The following is a 16,686-nucleotide window of genomic DNA, read 5'->3' on the forward strand; positions in this document are numbered from 1 at the left end:
TATCAACATATCTGGCGTTGACTTTTGGCACGCTGTTGAGTTCTCAAGGAACGGACGCTTCCTTTGTACTCACCCTCTCGGGCTTTCCTCCGGGCTTTTCCCTTCGGTCTTGCGTTTCCGACTCTATCAGATCTTTCCGATCCGATTTCCTCGGTGCTTTCCAGGTTCTCGCTTCGGCGTTTCCGCTTCCGCGTTTCCCTTTCCGGCGGTTCCGACTCTATCAGATCCTTTCGGGCCTGACTCCCAGTCAGCGGGTGTTGTCTTCGCGGCTGTTGGGCCGTTCCGACGAGTGAGACTTTAGCGGATTCCCGGCTCCCGAGCTAATCGGGGGCCGCGTCCTTTCGAACGTGGATTCCTCATTTCGCGAATACGCACGCCAATGACACGACAGCAGATCGACTGCTCGTCGAGAGTGGTTTGGTACTTGCGGAATGGCTGTCCGGGGACCGACCGGAGTCGACGCTCACGTCGGACAACCCGGAGAACACTACGGACAGGGGTGGGGTGTGTCAACTTCGGTCCTGGGAGCACCCCCGCGGCGTATCGTGGAGGCCATGACTACGCGTACGTGCACCCAGCTGTGGTGGGCCGCCTGACGGCGGCCGTGCTCACGTATGCACTCAACGGCCGCCGCTTCGGCGGCCGTAGTCGTATCTCCCTCCGGGAGGGGCGGTCGTCGGTGGAGGCGGCGGTCCCGACCAGGAGGTAGAGGGATGAAGCGGGTCTTCAGCGGGGTCAAGCCGACGGGGCATCTGACGCTGGGGAACTACCTGGGGGCCATGCGGCGGTGGGCCGCGGTGGACCAGCACCGGGCGGACGCGCTGTTCTGCGTCGTGGATCTGCACGCGCTGACCGTGGAGCACGATCCGGCGCGGGTGATGCGGCTCAGTCGGCAGGCGGCCACGCTGCTGCTGGCCTCGGGACTGGATTCTGAGCGGTGCACGGTCTTCGTGCAGAGCCATGTCGACGAGCATGCGCGGCTGTCGTATCTGCTGGAGTGCGTGGCGACCGACGGCGAGATGCGGCGGATGATCCAGTACAAGGAGAAGGCCGCTCGGGAGCGGGTCCGGGGCGGGAGTGTGCGGCTGTCGCTGCTCACCTATCCGGTGCTGATGGCGGCGGACATCCTGGCGTACGGGACCGATGAGGTGCCGGTCGGGGACGACCAGACGCAGCACGTCGAGCTGGCCCGGGATCTGGCGGTGCGGTTCAACCAGCGGTACGGGCACACCTTCGTGGTGCCGCGGGCCACGTCGCCGGAGGTGGCGGCGCGGGTCATGAACCTCCAGGAGCCGACGTCGAAGATGGGCAAGAGCGACGACGTGGGGCCGGGGATCGTCTATCTGCTGGACGAGCCGGACACGGTGCGGCGGAAGGTCATGCGGGCCGTCACCGACAGCGGGCAGGAGGTCGTGTACGACCGGGAGCAGCGGCCGGGAGTGGCGAATCTGCTGGAGATCCTCGCCGCGTGTACGGGTGGGAACCCGGAGGCGCTGAGCGGTGTATATGAGTCGTACGGCGCCTTGAAGAAGGACACCGCCGAGGCCGCGGTCGAGGCTCTGAGGCCCGTACAGGAGAGGCACAAGGAGCTGTGTGCGGATCCCGGCTATGTGGAGGGGGTGCTGCGGGATGGTGCGGAACGGGCTCGGGCGATGGCCCGGCCGACCGTGGATGCCGCTTATCGCGCGATCGGACTGCTGCCGGCGGCCGCTGATACGGAGACGGGAGCGGGGGCGGGAGCGGCGCTGAACGCGGCGCGGTAGGCGCGTGGGCTGGTGGCGAGGCGCGAGGCGAAGTGCTGGCGCATCGTGACCTCGCTGCCGAAGCCGGCGCGGCGGGCGACCTCGGGCATGGGGAGGTCGGTGCGTTCGAGGAGTTTCTGCGCGGCGGCCAGGCGCTGGTCGAGGAGCCAGCGCAGCGGGGTCGTGCCGGTCTCCGCGGTGAAGTGGCGGGCGAAGGTGCGCGCGGACATGCCGGCGTGGGCGGCCAGGTCGGCGACCGTGAGCGGTTCGTGGAGGTGGCGCAGGGCGTGCTCGCGGACGGCGGCGAGGGTGTCGGCGTCGCGGTCCGCTCGGGGGGTGGGGTGCTCGATGAACTGTGCCTGGGTGCCGGTGCGGAAGGGGGCCGTGACCATGGAGCGGGCGATGGTGGCGGCGGCTTCGGCGCCATGGGTGCGGCGGACGAGGTGGAGGCAGAGGTCGATGCCGGCGGCTGTGCCGGCGGCGGTCCAGAGGTTGTCGTCCTCGATGAACAGGGCGTCGGGGACGACGGAGACAGTGGGGTGTCGGCTGCGGAAGAGGTCGACGAGGTTCCAGTGGGTGATGGCGCGGCGGCCGTCGAGGAGGCGGGCCTGGGCGAGGGTGAAGGCGCCGCCGCATAGGGCGGCGATGGTGGTGCCGCGGGCGTGGGCGCGGCGCAGGGCGTCGAGGACGGGGGCGGGTGCGGGGGTGAGGTGGTCGTCGAGGCCCGGGATCAGGATGAGGTCGGCGCGGCTGAGCCAGGCGAGGGTGCGGTCGGGGGTGAGGGCGAGTCCGCCGCGCATGGGGATGGGGGTGGTGTCGGTGGCGACGCGGCGGAGGTCGAAGGCGGGGGCGCCGCGGTCCGTGCGGTCGGTGCCCCAGACCTCCGTGATGACGGAGACGTCGAAGGCGCGGATGCCGGGGAAGGCGACGAGGGCCACGCGGTGCATGGCCGGCAGTAAACCATCGATCGATGACTTCCGTACCTCTGGGGCGGCCGGTCGTGGGGCGGGATGCTCGAAGGCATGGAGATCGCGAAGAACGCAGCGCTGGTGGTCGTCGATGTGCAGAAGGGCTTCGAGGAGTCCGGGTTCTGGGGGCCGCGGAACAATCCGGGAGCCGACGAGAACATCGCCTCGCTCATCGACACCTGGCAGCGGACGGATCGGCCGGTCGTCTTCGTGCGGCATGACTCGGTGAAGCCCGGGTCGCCGTTGCGGACGGGATACGCGGGCAACGACTTCAAGGAGTACGTGGAGGAGCGGCGTGGGAAGGGGGCCGGAGGTGAGCTGCTGGTCACGAAGACCGTGAACTCGGCCTTCCTCGGGACGCCGGATCTGGACGCCTGGCTGAAGACGGCGGGGATCCCGCAGGTCGTGGTGGTCGGGATCCAGACCAACATGTGTGTGGAGACGACCGCGCGGATGGGCGGGAACCTGGGGTACGACGTGGTGGTGGCGTACGACGCGACGTACACCTTCGACCTGGCCGGGCCGTTCGGCTGGTGGCGGAGTGCGGACGAGGTGGGGCAGGCGTCGGCGGTGTCGCTGCACGGGGGCGGGTTCGCGCGGGTGGTGCACACCAAGGAGGTCGTGGACGCGGCGAGGTGACCGCCCCCGGCGGCCGGCGGGTCAGCTGTTGCCGGAGGCCAGTTCGCGGCTGCGGTCGCGGGCGGCTTCGAGGGCGGCGATGAGGGCGGCTCGGACGCCGTGGTTCTCCAGCTCGCGGATGGCGTTGATGGTGGTGCCCGCAGGAGAGGTGACGTTCTCGCGGAGCTTGACCGGGTGCTCGCCGCTGTCGCGGAGCATGGTCGCGGCGCCGATCGCGGACTGGACGATCAGGTCGTGGGCCTTGTCGCGGGGCAGGCCGAGGAGGATGCCGGCGTCGGTCATGGCCTCGACCAGGTAGAAGAAGTAGGCCGGGCCGGAGCCGGAGAGGGCGGTGCAGGCGTCCTGCTGGGACTCGGGGACCCGGAGCGTCTTGCCGACGGCGCCGAAGATCTCCTCGGTGTGGGCGAGGTGGTCGGCGGTGGCGTGGCTGCCGGCGGAGATGACGGACATGGCCTCGTCGACGAGGGCGGGGGTGTTCGTCATGACACGGACGACCGGGGTGCCGGCGGCGAGGCGCTCCTCGAAGAAGGAGGTGGGGATGCCCGCGGCGCCGCTGATGACCAGGCGGTCGGCGGGGACGTGCGGGGCGAGTTCGTCGAGGAGGGTGCCCATGTCCTGCGGTTTGACCGTGAGGATCAGGGTGTCGGCGGTCTTGGCCGCTTCCGGGTTGGTGACCGGGGTGACTCCGTAGCGGGCGCGGAGTTCTTCGGCTCGTTCCGGGCGGCGGGCGGTGACCAGGAGGTCGGCCGGGGTCCAGCCGCCGCGGATCATTCCGCTGAGCAGGGCTTCGCCGATCTTGCCGGTGCCGAGGACTGCGACTTTCTGGGTCATGACTGCGGTGCCCTCCGGGGTGTGCGTCGTCCGGGCTCATCCTCGCACCCGGGGTGTGGGAAGGCGGCGCGTGTCCGGTGGGCGGACGGTGGTGGAGGGCCGGGGTGGTCAGGTCGTACGGCGTCGGAGGGTCGCGGCGCCGAGGGTGAGGACGAGGAGGGCGCAGCCGGCGACGACCAGTGCGTCGCGGACGAAGGCGGCGGTCATGTCGGTGTGCTTGAGGACCTCGTTCATGCCGTCGACGGCGTACGACATGGGCAGGACGTCGGAGATGGCTTCCAGGATCGGGTGCATGTCGTCCCTCGGGGTGAAGAGGCCGCAGAGCAGGAGCTGGGGGAAGATCACCGCCGGCATGAACTGGACGGCCTGGAACTCGGAGGCGGCGAAGGCCGAGACGAAGAGGCCGAGGGCGGTGCCGAGCAGCGCGTCGAGGAGGGCGACGAGCAGGAGCAACCAGGGCGAGCCGGTGACGTCGAGGCCGAGGGCCCACAGGGCCAGGGCGGTGGCGAGGGCCGACTGGATGATCGCGAGGGTGCCGAAGGCGAGGGCGTAGCCGGCGATGAGGTCGCCTTTGCCGAGGGGCATGGCGAGGAGGCGTTCGAGGGTGCCCGAGGTGCGTTCGCGCAGGGTGGCGATCGAGGTCACCAGGAACATCGTGATCAGCGGGAAGATCCCGAGCAGTGAGGCGCCGATGTTGTCGAAGGTGCGAGGGCTGCCGTCGAAGACGTAGCGCAGCAGGAGCAGCATCAGGCATGGGATGAGGATCATCATCGCGATCGTGCGCGGGTCGTGGGTGAGTTGGCGCAGGACGCGGGCCGCGGTGGCGGTGGTGCGGGAGGCGTTGAGGGCGCGGGTGGGGGCGGGCCGGAGGGCGGGGGTGGTGGTGCTCATCGGGTGTTCTCCTTCGCGCGGCCGGCCGCGGCGGCCTCGTCGACCAGGTGGAGGAAGGCCGCTTCGACGGTGTCGGCGCCGGTGCGGGTGCGCAGGGCGTCGGGGGTGTCGTCGGCGAGGATCCGGCCGTCGCGCATGAGCAGCAGGCGGTGACAGCGCTCGGCCTCGTCCATGACGTGGGAGGAGATGAGGAGGGTGGCACCGCGGGAGGCGGCGATGTCGTGGAAGAGGTTCCACAGGTCGCGGCGCAGTACGGGGTCGAGGCCGACGGTCGGTTCGTCGAGGACGAGGAGTTCGGGGGTGCCGAGCAGGGCGACGGCGAGGGAGACGCGGCTGCGCTGGCCGCCGGAGAGGTTGCCGGCGAGGGCGTCGGCGTGGCTGGTGAGGTCGACGTCGGCGATGGCCCGGGTGACGTGGTGGTCGCGTTCGGCGGCGGCGGCGCGGCCCGGGGCGAGGACGGCGGCGAAGTAGTCGAGGTTCTGGCGGACGGTGAGGTCGTCGTAGACGGAGGGAGCCTGGGTGACGTAGCCGATGCGGGTGCGCAGGGTGGGGTGGCCGGCGGGGTGCCCGAGGACGTCGAGGGTGCCGGTGACCTTGGCCTGGGTGCCGACGATCGAGCGGATGAGGGTCGACTTGCCGCAGCCGGAGGGGCCGAGGAGGCCGGTGATCTGGCCGCGGGGGACGGTGAAGTCGAGGCCTCGCAGGACGGTGCGGGTGCCGCGGACGACGGTGAGGCCGTCGGCGTGGACGGCGGGTGTGGTGCCTGTGTCGGGGGGTGGTGCGGTGGGGTCGTCGGGCAACCCGGAAGGATTATTCATCACGTGATGAATAATCCTTCGCGGCCATGGGACGCGTCAAGGGAGGGACGGTGGTCGGGTGCGGGCGTGCGGGCCGGGCGAGAGGTGCGGTGGGGGTCAGGGGGTGGTGGGGGTCAGGGGGTGGTGGCGACCAGCAGTTCCACGTCGTAGACCTCTACGACGGTCCCGTCCGGGAAGTGGCGCAGCAGGTGCTCGCGCTCCTCGGCGAGGAAGGCGGCGCTGCGTTCCTCGCCGTGCACCAGCAGGATGGAGTGGCTGCCGAGGTTGGCGAGGTGGGTGTCGACCGGGACGCGGCGGCTCCAGCGGACGACCCGGCGGGCGCAGTCCGGGGAGAGACCGGCGGCGGCCGCATCGACCGCGGCGGTGAAGCCGGGCAGGGCGGTGCTGCGGGGGCCGCGGGTGCCCCAGGCGACGACCACTCCGTCGCCGTAGTGCCCTCGGATGCGTTCGGTCTGTTCGGCGATCCAGGGGATGTCGTGGGCGTCCCGGTTCCACCAGAGGGCGAGCGCGCCGCCCGGCCGCAGCACGCGGAAGGCCTCCGGCAGGGCGCGTGCGGGGTAGGTCCAGTGCCAGGACTGGGCGTAGGTGACGAAGTCCGCGCTGGAGTCGGCGAGCGGGAGACGGTTGCCGTCGCCCCGGACGAGCGGGATGTCCGGGTGGGCGCGGCGGAACTCGGCGGCCATGCCCTCGCCGGGCTCGACGGCGACGACCTCGGCGCCGCGCTCGCGCAGGAGCGCGGTCGCGATGCCGGTACCGGCGCCGATGTCCGCGACGCGGGCGCCGGCGAAGGGGCGGCCGGCGATCTCCTCGGCGGCGTCGAGGAGGGCGGGTGGATAGGAGGGGCGGTTCGCGGCGTACTGGGCCGCGACGGCGTTGAAGGAATGTGCCCGGTCGGTGTGGGACGGCGGAGTCGGCATACCTCCATCGTGGCCACGGGGGTGAGGGGGAGTGAGCGGTTTCCGGGAGAGCCGATGGGGCGGGGCAGGCGCGGGGGGCAGACGCGGGGTCGATCAGACGCGGGGTCGATCAGAGGCGGGGCGAGTCAGACACGGGGCCGGTCAAGCGCGGGGCCGGTCAAGCAGGACCGGTCGGGCGCGGAGCCGATCCAGCACAGGCCGGTCATCAGCGGGTCCGCTCAAGCGCGGCGGTGCTTCTTCGACGGGTTGCCGGTGCGGCGGGCGGAGCGCTTCTGGTACTGGGCGCGGGCGGTCTCGTACTCCTCGCGGTGCAGCTTCTCGCCGGGCGCCTCGGTGAAGGAGCGGAAGAAGTAGGCGAGCAGGGAGCCGACGAAGCCGATGGCCAGCAGACCGCGCAGGGAGGCCTGGCGTTCGGGGTCCGGGCGCTTGCCGAAGCTGTCCCAGGTGTGCCGGAAGGCCATCGCGCTGCACACCGTGAACATCACCGCGACCAGCAGCGACACCAGGTTGCCGGTGTTCGCGATGGCCAGGCCCTCGTAGGCGAAGCGCAGCACCAGGCAGGAGACGACGGCGGCGGCGAGGGAACCGGCGGAGACGGCGGCCCGGCGGAGGGCGTAGCCGCGGTCGTGGTGCAGCCATGTCGTGCCGAAGAAGCGGATCGGTTCGGGGCGCGGGCCCGCGGCGGATTGCGGGTTCGCCTCGGAGCGCGGGTTTGCCCCGGAGGGCGGGTTCGCCTCGGGCGGGGAGCCCGCGGGGAGGGTGGTCGGGGTGCCGGTTTCGTCGCTCACGCGTCGATTATGGCTTCTCCCCGGCCGACGCCCCTGGGCGCGGGCTCCCGGTGTCGTCAGAGGCAGCGCGAGGCGACGTACCCGTCGCTGCCCGTGTTCACGTACGCGTCGGAGACGTACTCGCCGTTGCTGATGTTGTCCCAGATATTGGAGGTGCCATAGGGGCCGGTGATGGTCTCGCCGGGCCGCTGGCAGTAGATCGGGACGCGCGAGCCCTCGGGCAGGACACGGACGATGCTGTAGTTGGTGCCGGGACCGCTGCGGACGTTCAGACGGACGTCCGGGGCGACGGCGTAGTAGCGCAGGGCCATCGTCGTGACGGCTTCCGCCGCCGTCTCGGTCAGGACGCCCTCGGCCCCGTCGACGCCCGCGACGTCCTCTATCTCTCCCACATGCTCCACAGCCATGGAAAACCTCCCCCGTTGACCCATGGCTCAGGACGGCCATGGGGTCGCGTTCATTCCCTGGAATCGCGCTTCGAAACATATGTACGCAACTCGCACACGGAGGCTAGCAAGCCGCCTCTGTCCCGTACGAGTCATCGACTAGGCTCCGTGCGTCGCGCGCGCGGACGAGAGCACGGGGGTGGTCCATGGCGCCACAGCGCAACACCGGAGCGGGCGCGGAAGCGGAACTTCCGGAGTACGCCGGCCACTACCACCTGGAGTCCTGTCTGGGCTCCGGCGGCATGGGCGTCGTACACCTGGCTCGCAGCCCTTCCGGGATGAAGCTCGCGGTGAAGATCGTCCACGCGGAGTTCGCCAAGGACCCCGAGTTCAGAGGGCGGTTCCGGCAGGAGGTGGCGGCGGCGCGGCGGGTCAGCGGTGCCTTCACCGCGCCGGTCGTCGACGCCGACCCGGAGGCCGAACGGCCCTGGATGGCCACCTTGTTCATCCCCGGCCCCACCCTGTCCGAGCAGGTGAAGCGGAACGGGCCGATGCCTGCGGCCCAGTTGCGTCGGCTGATGGCCGGGCTGGCGGAGGCGCTGCGCGACATCCACCGGGTGGGCGTGGTGCACCGGGATCTCAAGCCGAGCAATGTGCTGCTCGCCGAGGACGGGCCGAAGGTCATCGACTTCGGCATCTCCCGGCCCAAGGACAGCGAACTGCGCACGGAGACCGGCAAGTTGATCGGTACGCCGCCGTTCATGGCGCCGGAGCAGTTCCGGCGGCCCCGCGAGGTGGGGTCCGCCGCGGACATCTTCGCCCTGGGGTCGGTCATGGTGCACGCGGCGACGGGACGCGGGCCGTTCGACTCCGACAGTCCCTATGTCGTCGCCTACCAGGTGGTCCATGACGAGCCCGACCTGACCGGCGTACCGGAGCAACTCGCCCCGCTGGTGCGGCGGTGCCTGGCGAAGGAGCCGGAGGAGCGGCCCACGCCGGACGAGTTGATGCGGGAGCTGCGGTCGGTCGCGGCGTCGTACGACACGCAGGCGTTCATACCGGCTCAGCGGGTGGCCGAGGAGACGGCCGGCCGGGGTGCGGAGGGCTCGGCGGCGGAGGGCTCGGCGGCGGACGGCTCGGCGGCGGCTTCGGCCGCGAAGGCCGGGGCGGAGGGGCGTCTCAGGCGCGCGGGCCGTTCGGCGGAAGCGGATGCCGAAGCGGAAACGGGAGCGGAAGCAGAGACCGGAGCGCAAGCCGGAGCCGCAGGGGCTGGGCCTGAGGCCCGGGCCGGGGCCGGGGTGCCGTGTGGGCCGCGGCTCGTCGGGTGGTTCCGGCGGCGGCGGATCGTGCTCGCCGGGCTCGCCGCCGCGCTGCTCGTGGGCGGTGCGCTCGTCTCGGTGCGGCTGGCCGGCGGGCCGGACGGGGCGCCCGAGGACACCACGCCGCGTACGGCGGCAGCGGGGTTCAGCCCGTGGGAGGCGAAGCCCTCGGCGCGGGGCGGCGCCGTGCCCCAGTGCGCGTACGGCGCGGACCAGCTGCTGTGCACCCGGCCCGGGCAGGTCTTCGCCCTCGACCCGGCCGACGGCACGCGCGCGTGGAGCCGCGACGCCGCCACCGGCGCGACCAGCGGGCCGCCCGTCGTCTCCGGCGGCCTGGTGCACCCCGACCTCGACGGCGGCCGACGGCTCACGGCCCTGGACCCCACCTCCGGAGCGGAGGTCTGGCACCGCGATCTGCCCGAGCACTCCGCGACCCGGTACGCCGGCGGCATGCTGCTGCTCACCGCTGCCGACGGAACGGTCACCGGCATCGACAGCGCGACCGGCGCGACCCAGTGGGAGCGGCGGATACCGGGGCACACCACGCCGTACTTCTCGGCGTTCCCCGGGGACCCCCTGGCCTACGCGACCACTCCGTCCGGCGACGGCTCGGGCACCCGCGTCAGCGCGGTGGATCCGGTGAGCGGCGAGGTGCGATGGACGGCACTGCTGGAGGGCGCGCTGGAGCCGGTCGGCACGACGACCGGCACCGGCTCGGGAGCGACGCCGGGAGCGACGCCGGGAGCGACGCCGGGAGCGACGCCGGGAGCGACGCCGGGAGCGACGCCGGGAGCGACGCCGGGAGCGACGCCGGGTGCGAAGACGGGTGCCAAGGCAGCCGGCTCCGGCTTCGCGGCCGTCTGCTTCACCGCCGTCGACGCCGTCTACGGCGACACGGACGCCGTCGTCCGCTACGACCCGGCGTCCCGCGCGGTGGACCGGGTGGCGTTGCCGGTGCCGCGGCAGGACACCCAGGCCACGGTGCACGGGGACGTCGTGTACGTCCTCGGTGCCGGAGGTTCCCTGGAGGCGTTCGGTCTGCCGGGCGGGCAGCGGCTGTGGCAGCTGGAGACATCGGTGAGCCGGGGCTCGGCGCCGGTCGCCGACGGCCGGCAGGTGTACTTCACCGCCGCCGACGGACGGCTGATCGCCGTGGACGCGAAGAGCGGCCGGCTCGTCGGGCAGACGCCCGCCCGGCTGGGCGCCGACTCCGACAAGGTCGCCGGTCATGTGCCCGCGCCGGTGCTGGCGGGGTCGCGGGTGTACGCCGCCGCGCCGGACGGCACGGTGTTCGGCGTGGACGGGCGGAATCCTGGCGGGTGGTGATGCCGACGGGAACCCGGGGCCAGCAGTGAGGCGGTGACCGCCGTCGGAAACGAGAGAGCGGCCGCCCTCCACCGGGAGGACGGCCGCTCTCTCGTGTTCGACGGTCAGCCGAGCTTGCTGACGTCCCGGATCGCGCCCTTGTCCGCGCTGGTCGCCATCGCGGCGTACGCGCGGAGGGCGGCCGAGACCTTGCGGTCGCGGTTCTTCGGGGCGTACGCGCCGTTCAGGGCCTGCTCGCGGCGGGTCAGTTCGGCGTCGTCGACGAGCAGCTCGATCGAGCGGTTGGGGATGTCGATGCGGATGCGGTCGCCGTCCTCGACGAGCGCGATGGTGCCGCCGGACGCCGCCTCCGGGGAGGCGTGGCCGATGGAGAGGCCCGAGGTGCCGCCGGAGAATCGGCCGTCGGTGATCAGCGCGCAGGTCTTGCCGAGGCCGCGGCCCTTGAGGAAGGACGTCGGGTACAGCATCTCCTGCATGCCCGGGCCGCCCTTGGGGCCCTCGTAGCGGATGACGACGACGTCGCCGTGGGTGATCTGCTTGTTGAGAATCTTCTCGACGGCCTCCTCCTGCGACTCGCAGACGACCGCCGGGCCCTCGAAGGTCCAGATCGACTCGTCGACGCCGGCCGTCTTCACGACGCAGCCGTCGACCGCCAGGTTGCCCTTGAGCACCGCCAGGCCGCCGTCGCGCGAGTAGGCGTGCTCGGAGGAGCGGATGCAGCCGTTCTCGGCGTCGGTGTCCAGCGCCTCCCAGCGCTCGGACTGCGAGAAGGCCTCGGCGGAGCGGACACAGCCGGGGGCCGCGTGCCACAGCTCGACGGCCTCGGGGGACGGGGAGCCGCCGCGCACGTCCCAGGTCTTCAGCCAGTCCGACAGGGACGGGCTGTGGACGGCGTGGACGTCCTCGTTGAGCAGGCCAGCGCGGTGCAGTTCGCCGAGGAGGGCGGGGATGCCGCCGGCGCGGTGCACGTCCTCCATGTAGTACGTGCGGTCCTTGGCGACGTTGGGCGCGACCTTCGCCAGGCACGGGACCCGGCGGGAGACGGCGTCGATCTCCGCCAGGCCGAAGGGCACGCCGGCCTCCTGGGCGGCGGCCAGCAGGTGCAGGATCGTGTTGGTGGAGCCGCCCATCGCGATGTCCAGGGCCATCGCGTTCTCGAAGGCCGCGAAGGTGGCGACGTTGCGCGGCAGGACCGAGTCGTCGTCCTGCTCGTAGTAGCGGCGGGTGATGTCCATCACCGTGCGGGCGGCGGTCTCGTAGAGCGCGCGGCGGGCCGTGTGGGTGGCCAGGGTCGAGCCGTTGCCGGGCAGGGAGAGGCCGATGGCCTCGGTGAGGCAGTTCATCGAGTTGGCGGTGAACATGCCGGAACACGAGCCGCAGGTCGGACAGGCGTTCTCCTCGATACGGAGGATGTCCTCGTCCGAGATCTTGTCGTTCACCGCGTCGGAGATGGCGTCGACCAGGTCGAGCGTGCGGACGGTGCCGTCGACCAGGGTGGCGCGGCCGGACTCCATCGGGCCGCCGGAGACGAAGACCGTGGGGATGTTGAGGCGCAGGGCCGCGTTCAGCATGCCCGGGGTGATCTTGTCGCAGTTGGAGATGCAGATCAGGGCGTCGGCGCAGTGGGCCTCGACCATGTACTCCACGCTGTCGGCGATCAGGTCGCGGGAGGGCAGGCTGTAGAGCATGCCGCCGTGGCCCATCGCGATGCCGTCGTCGACGGCGATCGTGTTGAACTCGCGCGGGATGCCGCCCGCCTCCTTGATCGCCTCGCTGACGATCCGGCCGACCGGCTGGAGGTGGGTGTGGCCGGGCACGAACTCCGTGAAGCTGTTGGCGACCGCGATGATGGGCTTCCGGCCGATGTCCGCACCCGGTACACCGGAGGCGCGCATAAGGGCGCGGGCGCCCGCCATGTTGCGGCCGTGGGTGACTGTGCGGGACCTCAGCTCGGGCATCGTCGCTCGCTCCTTCAAAAGCTCTGCCAGAGAGTTCTGACTGTGTCGAGCGTACGCCGGGGCTGTGACAGCGGGGACGTCCTGTCCGAAATGCGGGACGGGCGTCTCAGGTCAGGGGCCGGTGAGGTGGCTCTGGACCACCGGCGCGACCCGCTCGATGATCACTTCCACATCGGTGGACGCCAGCGGCTCCAGCTTGATCACGTACCGCAGCATGGCCACCCCGACCAGCTGCGCGGCCGCCAGCTCGGCGCGCAGCTCGGCGTCGGGCAGGCCCAGGCGGGCCGCGACCCGGCGCAGCAGCTGGTGCGAGACCAGGCGGCGGAAGACGGCGGCGGCGACCTCGTTGTTGACGGCGGAGCGCAGGACGGCCAGCAGCGGCGTCCGGGTCACCGGGTTCTCCCACACGCCGAACAGGAACCGCGCGAAGCGCTCGCCGACCTCGTCGTCCGGGCCCTCGAAGATCACGTCCGGGGCCCTGAGGGCGGGTGCGAAGACGGTCTCCACGGCCGCCTGGAAGACCTGTTCCTTCGTGCCGAAGTAGTGGTGCACCAGCGCCGGGTCCACGTCGGCGGCCTTGGCGATGCCGCGCACCGACGTCTTCTCGTAGCCCCGCTCGGAGAACTCCTCGCGGGCCGCTCCCAGGATGCGGTCCCGCGTGTCGCCCGAGCCCGGCTCGGTACGACGCGGGCGGCCACGGCGGCGGGCGGTCGCGTCGGTCATCGCCGGGGCACCTGCGCGGAGGAGGCCAGATGCAGCCGGGTGAAGGCCAGCGCCTCGGCCAGGTCGGCCTCGCGCTCGGCGCTGGACATCGCGCGGCGGGTGTTGACCTCGATCACCACGTGGCCGTCGAAGCCGGTCAGGGCCAGCCGCTCCAGCAGCTCCGCGCAGGGCTGGGTGCCGCGGCCGGGCACCAGGTGCTCGTCCTTGTTGGAACCGCCGCCGTCGGCGAGGTGGATGTGGCCGAGGCGGTCGCCCATGCGGTCGATCATCTTCAGGGCGTCGGTGCGGGCGGTGGCGGTGTGGCTGAGATCGATCGTGAAGTGGCGGTAGTCGTCGTTGGTGACGTCCCAGTCCGGGGCGTACGCCAGCATCTCGCGGTCGCGGTAGCGCCAGGGGTACATGTTCTCGACGGCGAACCGCACATCCGTCTCGTTCGCCATCCGCCAGATTCCGTCGACGAAGTCCCGGGCGTACTGGCGCTGCCAGCGGAACGGCGGATGGACGACGACCGTGCTCGCGCCGAGTTTCTCCGCCGCCGCGCGGGCACGCTGGAGCTTGACCCAGGGGTCGGTGGACCAGACGCGCTGGGTGATGAGCAGACAGGGGGCGTGGACGGCCAGGATCGGGACCTGGTGATAGTCACTGAGCCGGCGCAGTGCCTCGATGTCCTGGCTGACGGGGTCGTTCCACACCATGACCTCGACGCCGTCGTAACCGAGGCGCGCGGCGATCTCGAAGGCCGTCGCCGTCGACTCCGGATAGACGGAAGCCGTCGACAGGGCGACCTTCGCATCCGGGATGCGCACCACTGGTTCTGCCACGAGGGACAGGGTACGGGGCGCCGCTGAGCACCGGGGGGCGAGCCGCCACGCGCCCCGCACGAAGGCACGCCAATCGGCCACGGCCGCAGGGACCGCATCGCGCGGGGCCGCACACCACGGCGGAGCACCGCGCCGGGACGACACCGCGCCACCGGAACTCCGCACCGCGCGGGGACCGCACTACGCCGATACCGCACCGCGCAGTGGCCGCACTAGGCCGATACCGCACCCGCGCGGGGACCGCACCACGGCGAGACCACACCACGCGGGGACCGCACCACGCGGGCCGCGCTGCGCAGGGGTCCCACCGCGGAGGCCGCACCGCGCGGAGGCCACACCACGGCGGGACCGCACCGCGCGGTGACCGTGCACCACGCGGGGCCGCACCGCACCACGCGGGGCCGCACCGCACCACGCGGGGCCGCACCGCACCACGCAGGGGCCGCACCACGCGGGGGTCGCACCACGGCGAGACCGCACCACGGCGAGACCGCACCGCGCGGTGACCGCACCGCGCCCCCGGAGCTCCGCGCCGCCCGCCGCTCGCCCCCCTCGCCCAGCGCCCTCACCCGCCCCACACCCTCACCCGCCCCACACCCTCACTCCCCCGGCATGTGGTCCAGTCGGCGCAGGATGATTCCCTCGCGCAGTGCCCAGGGGCATATCTCCAGCGTCTCCACGCCGAACAGGTCCATCGCGCCCTCGGCGACCAGCGCGCCGGCGAGGAGTTGTGCCGCGCGGCCCTCGGAGACGCCGGGGAGTTCGGCGCGTTCGTCGGTGGTCATGGCGGCGAGGCGGGGGACCCAGGACTCCAGGGACTGGCGCTTGAGCTCGCGCTGCACGTACAGGCCCTCGGCGGAGCGGGCGGCACCGCCGATGCGGGCGAGCTGCTTGAAGGTCTTGGAGGTGGCGACGACGTGGTCGGGCGCCCCGAAGCGGCTGAACTCCCCGACCGTACGGGCGATCTCCGCGCGGACGTGCCGTCGCAGGGCCCGGACCTCGTCGGAGGAGGGCGGGTCGCCGGGCAGCCAGCCGGAGGTGAGGCGGCCGGCGCCGAGCGGCAGCGAGGCGGCAGCGTCGGGTTCCTCGTCGATGCCGTAGGCGATCTCCAGGGAGCCGCCGCCGATGTCCAGGACCAGCAGTTTCCCGGCGGACCAGCCGAACCAGCGGCGGGCGGCGAGGAAGGTCAGCCGGGCCTCCTCGGCTCCGGTGAGCACCTGGAGCTCGACCCCGGTCTCGTCCCGTACGCGCGCGAGGACGTCGTCGGCGTTGCTGGCCTCGCGGACCGCGGAGGTGGCGAACGGCAGCAGTTCCTCGACGCCCTTGTCCTCGGCGGCCTGGAGCGCGTCGTGCACGACGGCGATCAGTCTGTCGACCCCGTCGGGGCCTATGGCGCCGTCCTCGTCGAGCAGCTGTGCCAGGCGGAGTTCGACCTTGTGCGAGTGAGCGGGCAGCGGGCGCGCGCCAGGGTGGGCATCCACGACCAGCAGATGCACCGTGTTCGAACCCACGTCGAGGACACCGAGTCTCATGTAGGGCACGCTACTGCCAGTGAGACCCCGGGTTGCCTCCGGTGACGGGCCCGTTACCGTCCCGTCCCCGGCGCCGGTCGACTTACCCTGGTCCCGTGCCAAAGACGAAAAAGGCGAAGGACGAAAAGGCGACCAAGAAGGCCGACAAGGCCAAATCGGTCCAGGGTTCTTCGCGGGCGAAAGCACCGAAGGACGTCCCGGCGACGTCGCCGCAGGCCCTGACGGAGGACGAGAAGGGCCTCGATTTCCCGCGTGCGTGGGTGGAGTTCCCGGATCCGGCGGACGACGAGCAGGTCTTCCGGTGTGATCTGACATGGCTGACCTCTCGCTGGAACTGCATCTTCGGAAGCGGCTGCCAGGGCATCCAGGCGGGCCGCGCGGACGACGGCTGCTGCTCGCTGGGCGCGCACTTCTCCGACGAGGACGACGAGAAGCGGGTTGCCGGTCATGTGGCGAGACTCACGCCGGACATCTGGCAGCACCACGACGTCGGCACCGAGACCGGCTGGGTCTCGGAGGACGACGAGGGCTCCCGGCAGACCCGCCCGTACCAGGGCTCGTGCATCTTCCAGAACCGTCCCGGCTTCGCGGGCGGCGCGGGCTGCTCGCTGCACATCCTGGCGCTCAAGGAGGGCCGCGAGCCGCTGGAGACCAAGCCAGACGTCTGCTGGCAGCTGCCGGTCCGCCGTACCTACGAATGGATCGAGCGGCCCGACGACACCCGGGTGCTCCAGGTGTCGATCGGTGAGTACGACCGCCGGGGCTGGGGTCCCGGCGGCCACGACCTGCACTGGTGGTGCACCTCGGCAACCTCGGCGCACGGCGCGGGCGACCCGGTGTACGTCTCCTACCGGCCCGAGCTGACCGAGCTGATGGGCAAGGCGGGCTACGACCGCCTGGTCGAGCTGTGCGAGCAGCGGCTGGCCTCGCAGCTGCCCCTGGTCGCCCCGCACCCCGCGGACCCGGCCCCCGCTCCGGCGCACCCCGCGGACCCGATCGCCTAGCACGCAGACCCGATCGCCCAGCA

General features: G+C 71.9%; 15 protein-coding genes. 4 read left to right on the forward strand and 11 right to left on the reverse strand.

Annotation, left to right across the window (positions count from 1 at the left end; translation table 11 throughout):
* Positions 1-713 precede the first annotated feature (713 nt).
* Positions 714-1,763: a tryptophan--tRNA ligase gene (gene trpS / locus ABT232_RS16810; RefSeq protein ID WP_351840667.1), complete on the forward strand. Its 1,050-nt coding sequence runs from the start codon at positions 714-716 to the stop codon at positions 1,761-1,763.
* On the opposite strand, the gene ABT232_RS16815 is transcribed toward trpS, so the two are convergent.
* The gene (locus tag ABT232_RS16815) at positions 1,679-2,689 is read right to left on the reverse strand and encodes a GlxA family transcriptional regulator (RefSeq protein ID WP_351840668.1); all 1,011 of its coding nucleotides are present in this window, start codon (positions 2,687-2,689) and stop codon (positions 1,679-1,681) included. The genes trpS and ABT232_RS16815 overlap by 85 nt on opposite strands.
* Positions 2,690-2,764: 75 nt before the next feature.
* Between ABT232_RS16815 and ABT232_RS16820 the strand changes: the two genes are divergently transcribed.
* Positions 2,765-3,349 (forward strand): cysteine hydrolase family protein, encoded by a 585-nt coding sequence (locus tag ABT232_RS16820; protein ID WP_351840669.1) that lies wholly within the window; start codon positions 2,765-2,767, stop codon positions 3,347-3,349.
* A gap of 21 nt (positions 3,350-3,370) precedes the next feature.
* On the opposite strand, the gene proC is transcribed toward ABT232_RS16820, so the two are convergent.
* From proC to ABT232_RS16850, 6 genes are all read right to left on the reverse strand, one after another.
* On the reverse strand, positions 3,371-4,180 hold the full coding sequence (gene proC / locus ABT232_RS16825; protein ID WP_351840670.1) for a pyrroline-5-carboxylate reductase: 810 nt from the start codon (positions 4,178-4,180) through the stop codon (positions 3,371-3,373).
* Between the two features lie 108 nt (positions 4,181-4,288).
* Positions 4,289-5,071, reverse strand: a complete 783-nt coding sequence (locus ABT232_RS16830) for an ABC transporter permease (RefSeq protein ID WP_351840671.1) — start codon at positions 5,069-5,071, stop codon at positions 4,289-4,291.
* Complete coding sequence (locus ABT232_RS16835) at positions 5,068-5,889, reverse strand: ABC transporter ATP-binding protein (RefSeq protein ID WP_351840672.1); 822 nt, start codon at positions 5,887-5,889, stop codon at positions 5,068-5,070. Before ABT232_RS16835 ends, ABT232_RS16830 begins: the two co-directional genes overlap by 4 nt.
* Positions 5,890-6,002: 113 nt before the next feature.
* Complete coding sequence (locus tag ABT232_RS16840; RefSeq protein ID WP_351840673.1) at positions 6,003-6,806, reverse strand: class I SAM-dependent methyltransferase; 804 nt, start codon at positions 6,804-6,806, stop codon at positions 6,003-6,005.
* Positions 6,807-7,024: 218 nt separating this feature from the next.
* Positions 7,025-7,594, reverse strand: a complete 570-nt coding sequence (locus tag ABT232_RS16845) for an EamA/RhaT family transporter (protein ID WP_351840674.1) — start codon at positions 7,592-7,594, stop codon at positions 7,025-7,027.
* 56 nt (positions 7,595-7,650) lie between these two features.
* On the reverse strand, positions 7,651-8,001 hold the full coding sequence (locus tag ABT232_RS16850) for an SH3 domain-containing protein (RefSeq protein WP_351840675.1): 351 nt from the start codon (positions 7,999-8,001) through the stop codon (positions 7,651-7,653).
* Between the two features lie 185 nt (positions 8,002-8,186).
* Here ABT232_RS16850 and ABT232_RS16855 point away from each other — a divergent pair, with 185 nt between their 5' ends.
* Positions 8,187-10,625 (forward strand): serine/threonine-protein kinase, encoded by a 2,439-nt coding sequence (locus ABT232_RS16855; RefSeq protein ID WP_351840676.1) that lies wholly within the window; start codon positions 8,187-8,189, stop codon positions 10,623-10,625.
* Between the two features lie 104 nt (positions 10,626-10,729).
* Here the strand turns inward: ABT232_RS16855 and ilvD are convergent, their stop codons facing one another.
* From ilvD to ABT232_RS16875, 4 genes are all read right to left on the reverse strand, one after another.
* Positions 10,730-12,583: a dihydroxy-acid dehydratase gene (ilvD, locus tag ABT232_RS16860; RefSeq protein ID WP_351840677.1), complete on the reverse strand. Its 1,854-nt coding sequence runs from the start codon at positions 12,581-12,583 to the stop codon at positions 10,730-10,732.
* A 111-nt stretch (positions 12,584-12,694) separates the two neighbouring features.
* Positions 12,695-13,306 (reverse strand): TetR/AcrR family transcriptional regulator, encoded by a 612-nt coding sequence (locus tag ABT232_RS16865; RefSeq protein ID WP_351840678.1) that lies wholly within the window; start codon positions 13,304-13,306, stop codon positions 12,695-12,697.
* Positions 13,303-14,127 carry a sugar phosphate isomerase/epimerase family protein gene (locus ABT232_RS16870; protein WP_351840679.1) on the reverse strand — a complete coding sequence of 275 codons (825 nt, stop codon included), beginning with the start codon at positions 14,125-14,127 and terminating at the stop codon, positions 13,303-13,305. Before ABT232_RS16870 ends, ABT232_RS16865 begins: the two co-directional genes overlap by 4 nt.
* A gap of 599 nt (positions 14,128-14,726) precedes the next feature.
* Complete coding sequence (locus ABT232_RS16875; RefSeq protein WP_351840680.1) at positions 14,727-15,659, reverse strand: Ppx/GppA family phosphatase; 933 nt, start codon at positions 15,657-15,659, stop codon at positions 14,727-14,729.
* 95 nt (positions 15,660-15,754) lie between these two features.
* Here ABT232_RS16875 and ABT232_RS16880 point away from each other — a divergent pair, with 95 nt between their 5' ends.
* Positions 15,755-16,663, forward strand: a complete 909-nt coding sequence (locus ABT232_RS16880; protein ID WP_351840681.1) for a DUF3109 family protein — start codon at positions 15,755-15,757, stop codon at positions 16,661-16,663.
* Positions 16,664-16,686 lie beyond the last annotated feature (23 nt).

Origin of the sequence: Streptomyces sp. NPDC001532, assembly GCF_040298625.1 — a bacterium.
GTDB lineage: Bacteria > Actinomycetota > Actinomycetes > Streptomycetales > Streptomycetaceae > Streptomyces.

What these genes read in the sequence shown, in the direction of transcription:
- ABT232_RS16820 (WP_351840669.1), top strand. Translation starts at nt 2,765, where the DNA reads ATGGAGATCGCGAAGAACGCAGCGCTGGTGGTCGTCGATGTGCAGAAG.
- ABT232_RS16815 (WP_351840668.1), bottom strand. Translation starts at nt 2,689, where the DNA reads ATGCACCGCGTGGCCCTCGTCGCCTTCCCCGGCATCCGCGCCTTCGAC.
- ABT232_RS16865 (WP_351840678.1), bottom strand. Translation starts at nt 13,306, where the DNA reads ATGACCGACGCGACCGCCCGCCGCCGTGGCCGCCCGCGTCGTACCGAG.
- trpS (WP_351840667.1), top strand. Translation starts at nt 714, where the DNA reads ATGAAGCGGGTCTTCAGCGGGGTCAAGCCGACGGGGCATCTGACGCTG.
- ilvD (WP_351840677.1), bottom strand. Translation starts at nt 12,583, where the DNA reads ATGCCCGAGCTGAGGTCCCGCACAGTCACCCACGGCCGCAACATGGCG.
- proC (WP_351840670.1), bottom strand. Translation starts at nt 4,180, where the DNA reads ATGACCCAGAAAGTCGCAGTCCTCGGCACCGGCAAGATCGGCGAAGCC.
- ABT232_RS16830 (WP_351840671.1), bottom strand. Translation starts at nt 5,071, where the DNA reads ATGAGCACCACCACCCCCGCCCTCCGGCCCGCCCCCACCCGCGCCCTC.
- ABT232_RS16875 (WP_351840680.1), bottom strand. Translation starts at nt 15,659, where the DNA reads ATGAGACTCGGTGTCCTCGACGTGGGTTCGAACACGGTGCATCTGCTG.
- ABT232_RS16855 (WP_351840676.1), top strand. Translation starts at nt 8,187, where the DNA reads ATGGCGCCACAGCGCAACACCGGAGCGGGCGCGGAAGCGGAACTTCCG.
- ABT232_RS16835 (WP_351840672.1), bottom strand. Translation starts at nt 5,889, where the DNA reads ATGAATAATCCTTCCGGGTTGCCCGACGACCCCACCGCACCACCCCCC.
- ABT232_RS16850 (WP_351840675.1), bottom strand. Translation starts at nt 8,001, where the DNA reads ATGGCTGTGGAGCATGTGGGAGAGATAGAGGACGTCGCGGGCGTCGAC.
- ABT232_RS16840 (WP_351840673.1), bottom strand. Translation starts at nt 6,806, where the DNA reads ATGCCGACTCCGCCGTCCCACACCGACCGGGCACATTCCTTCAACGCC.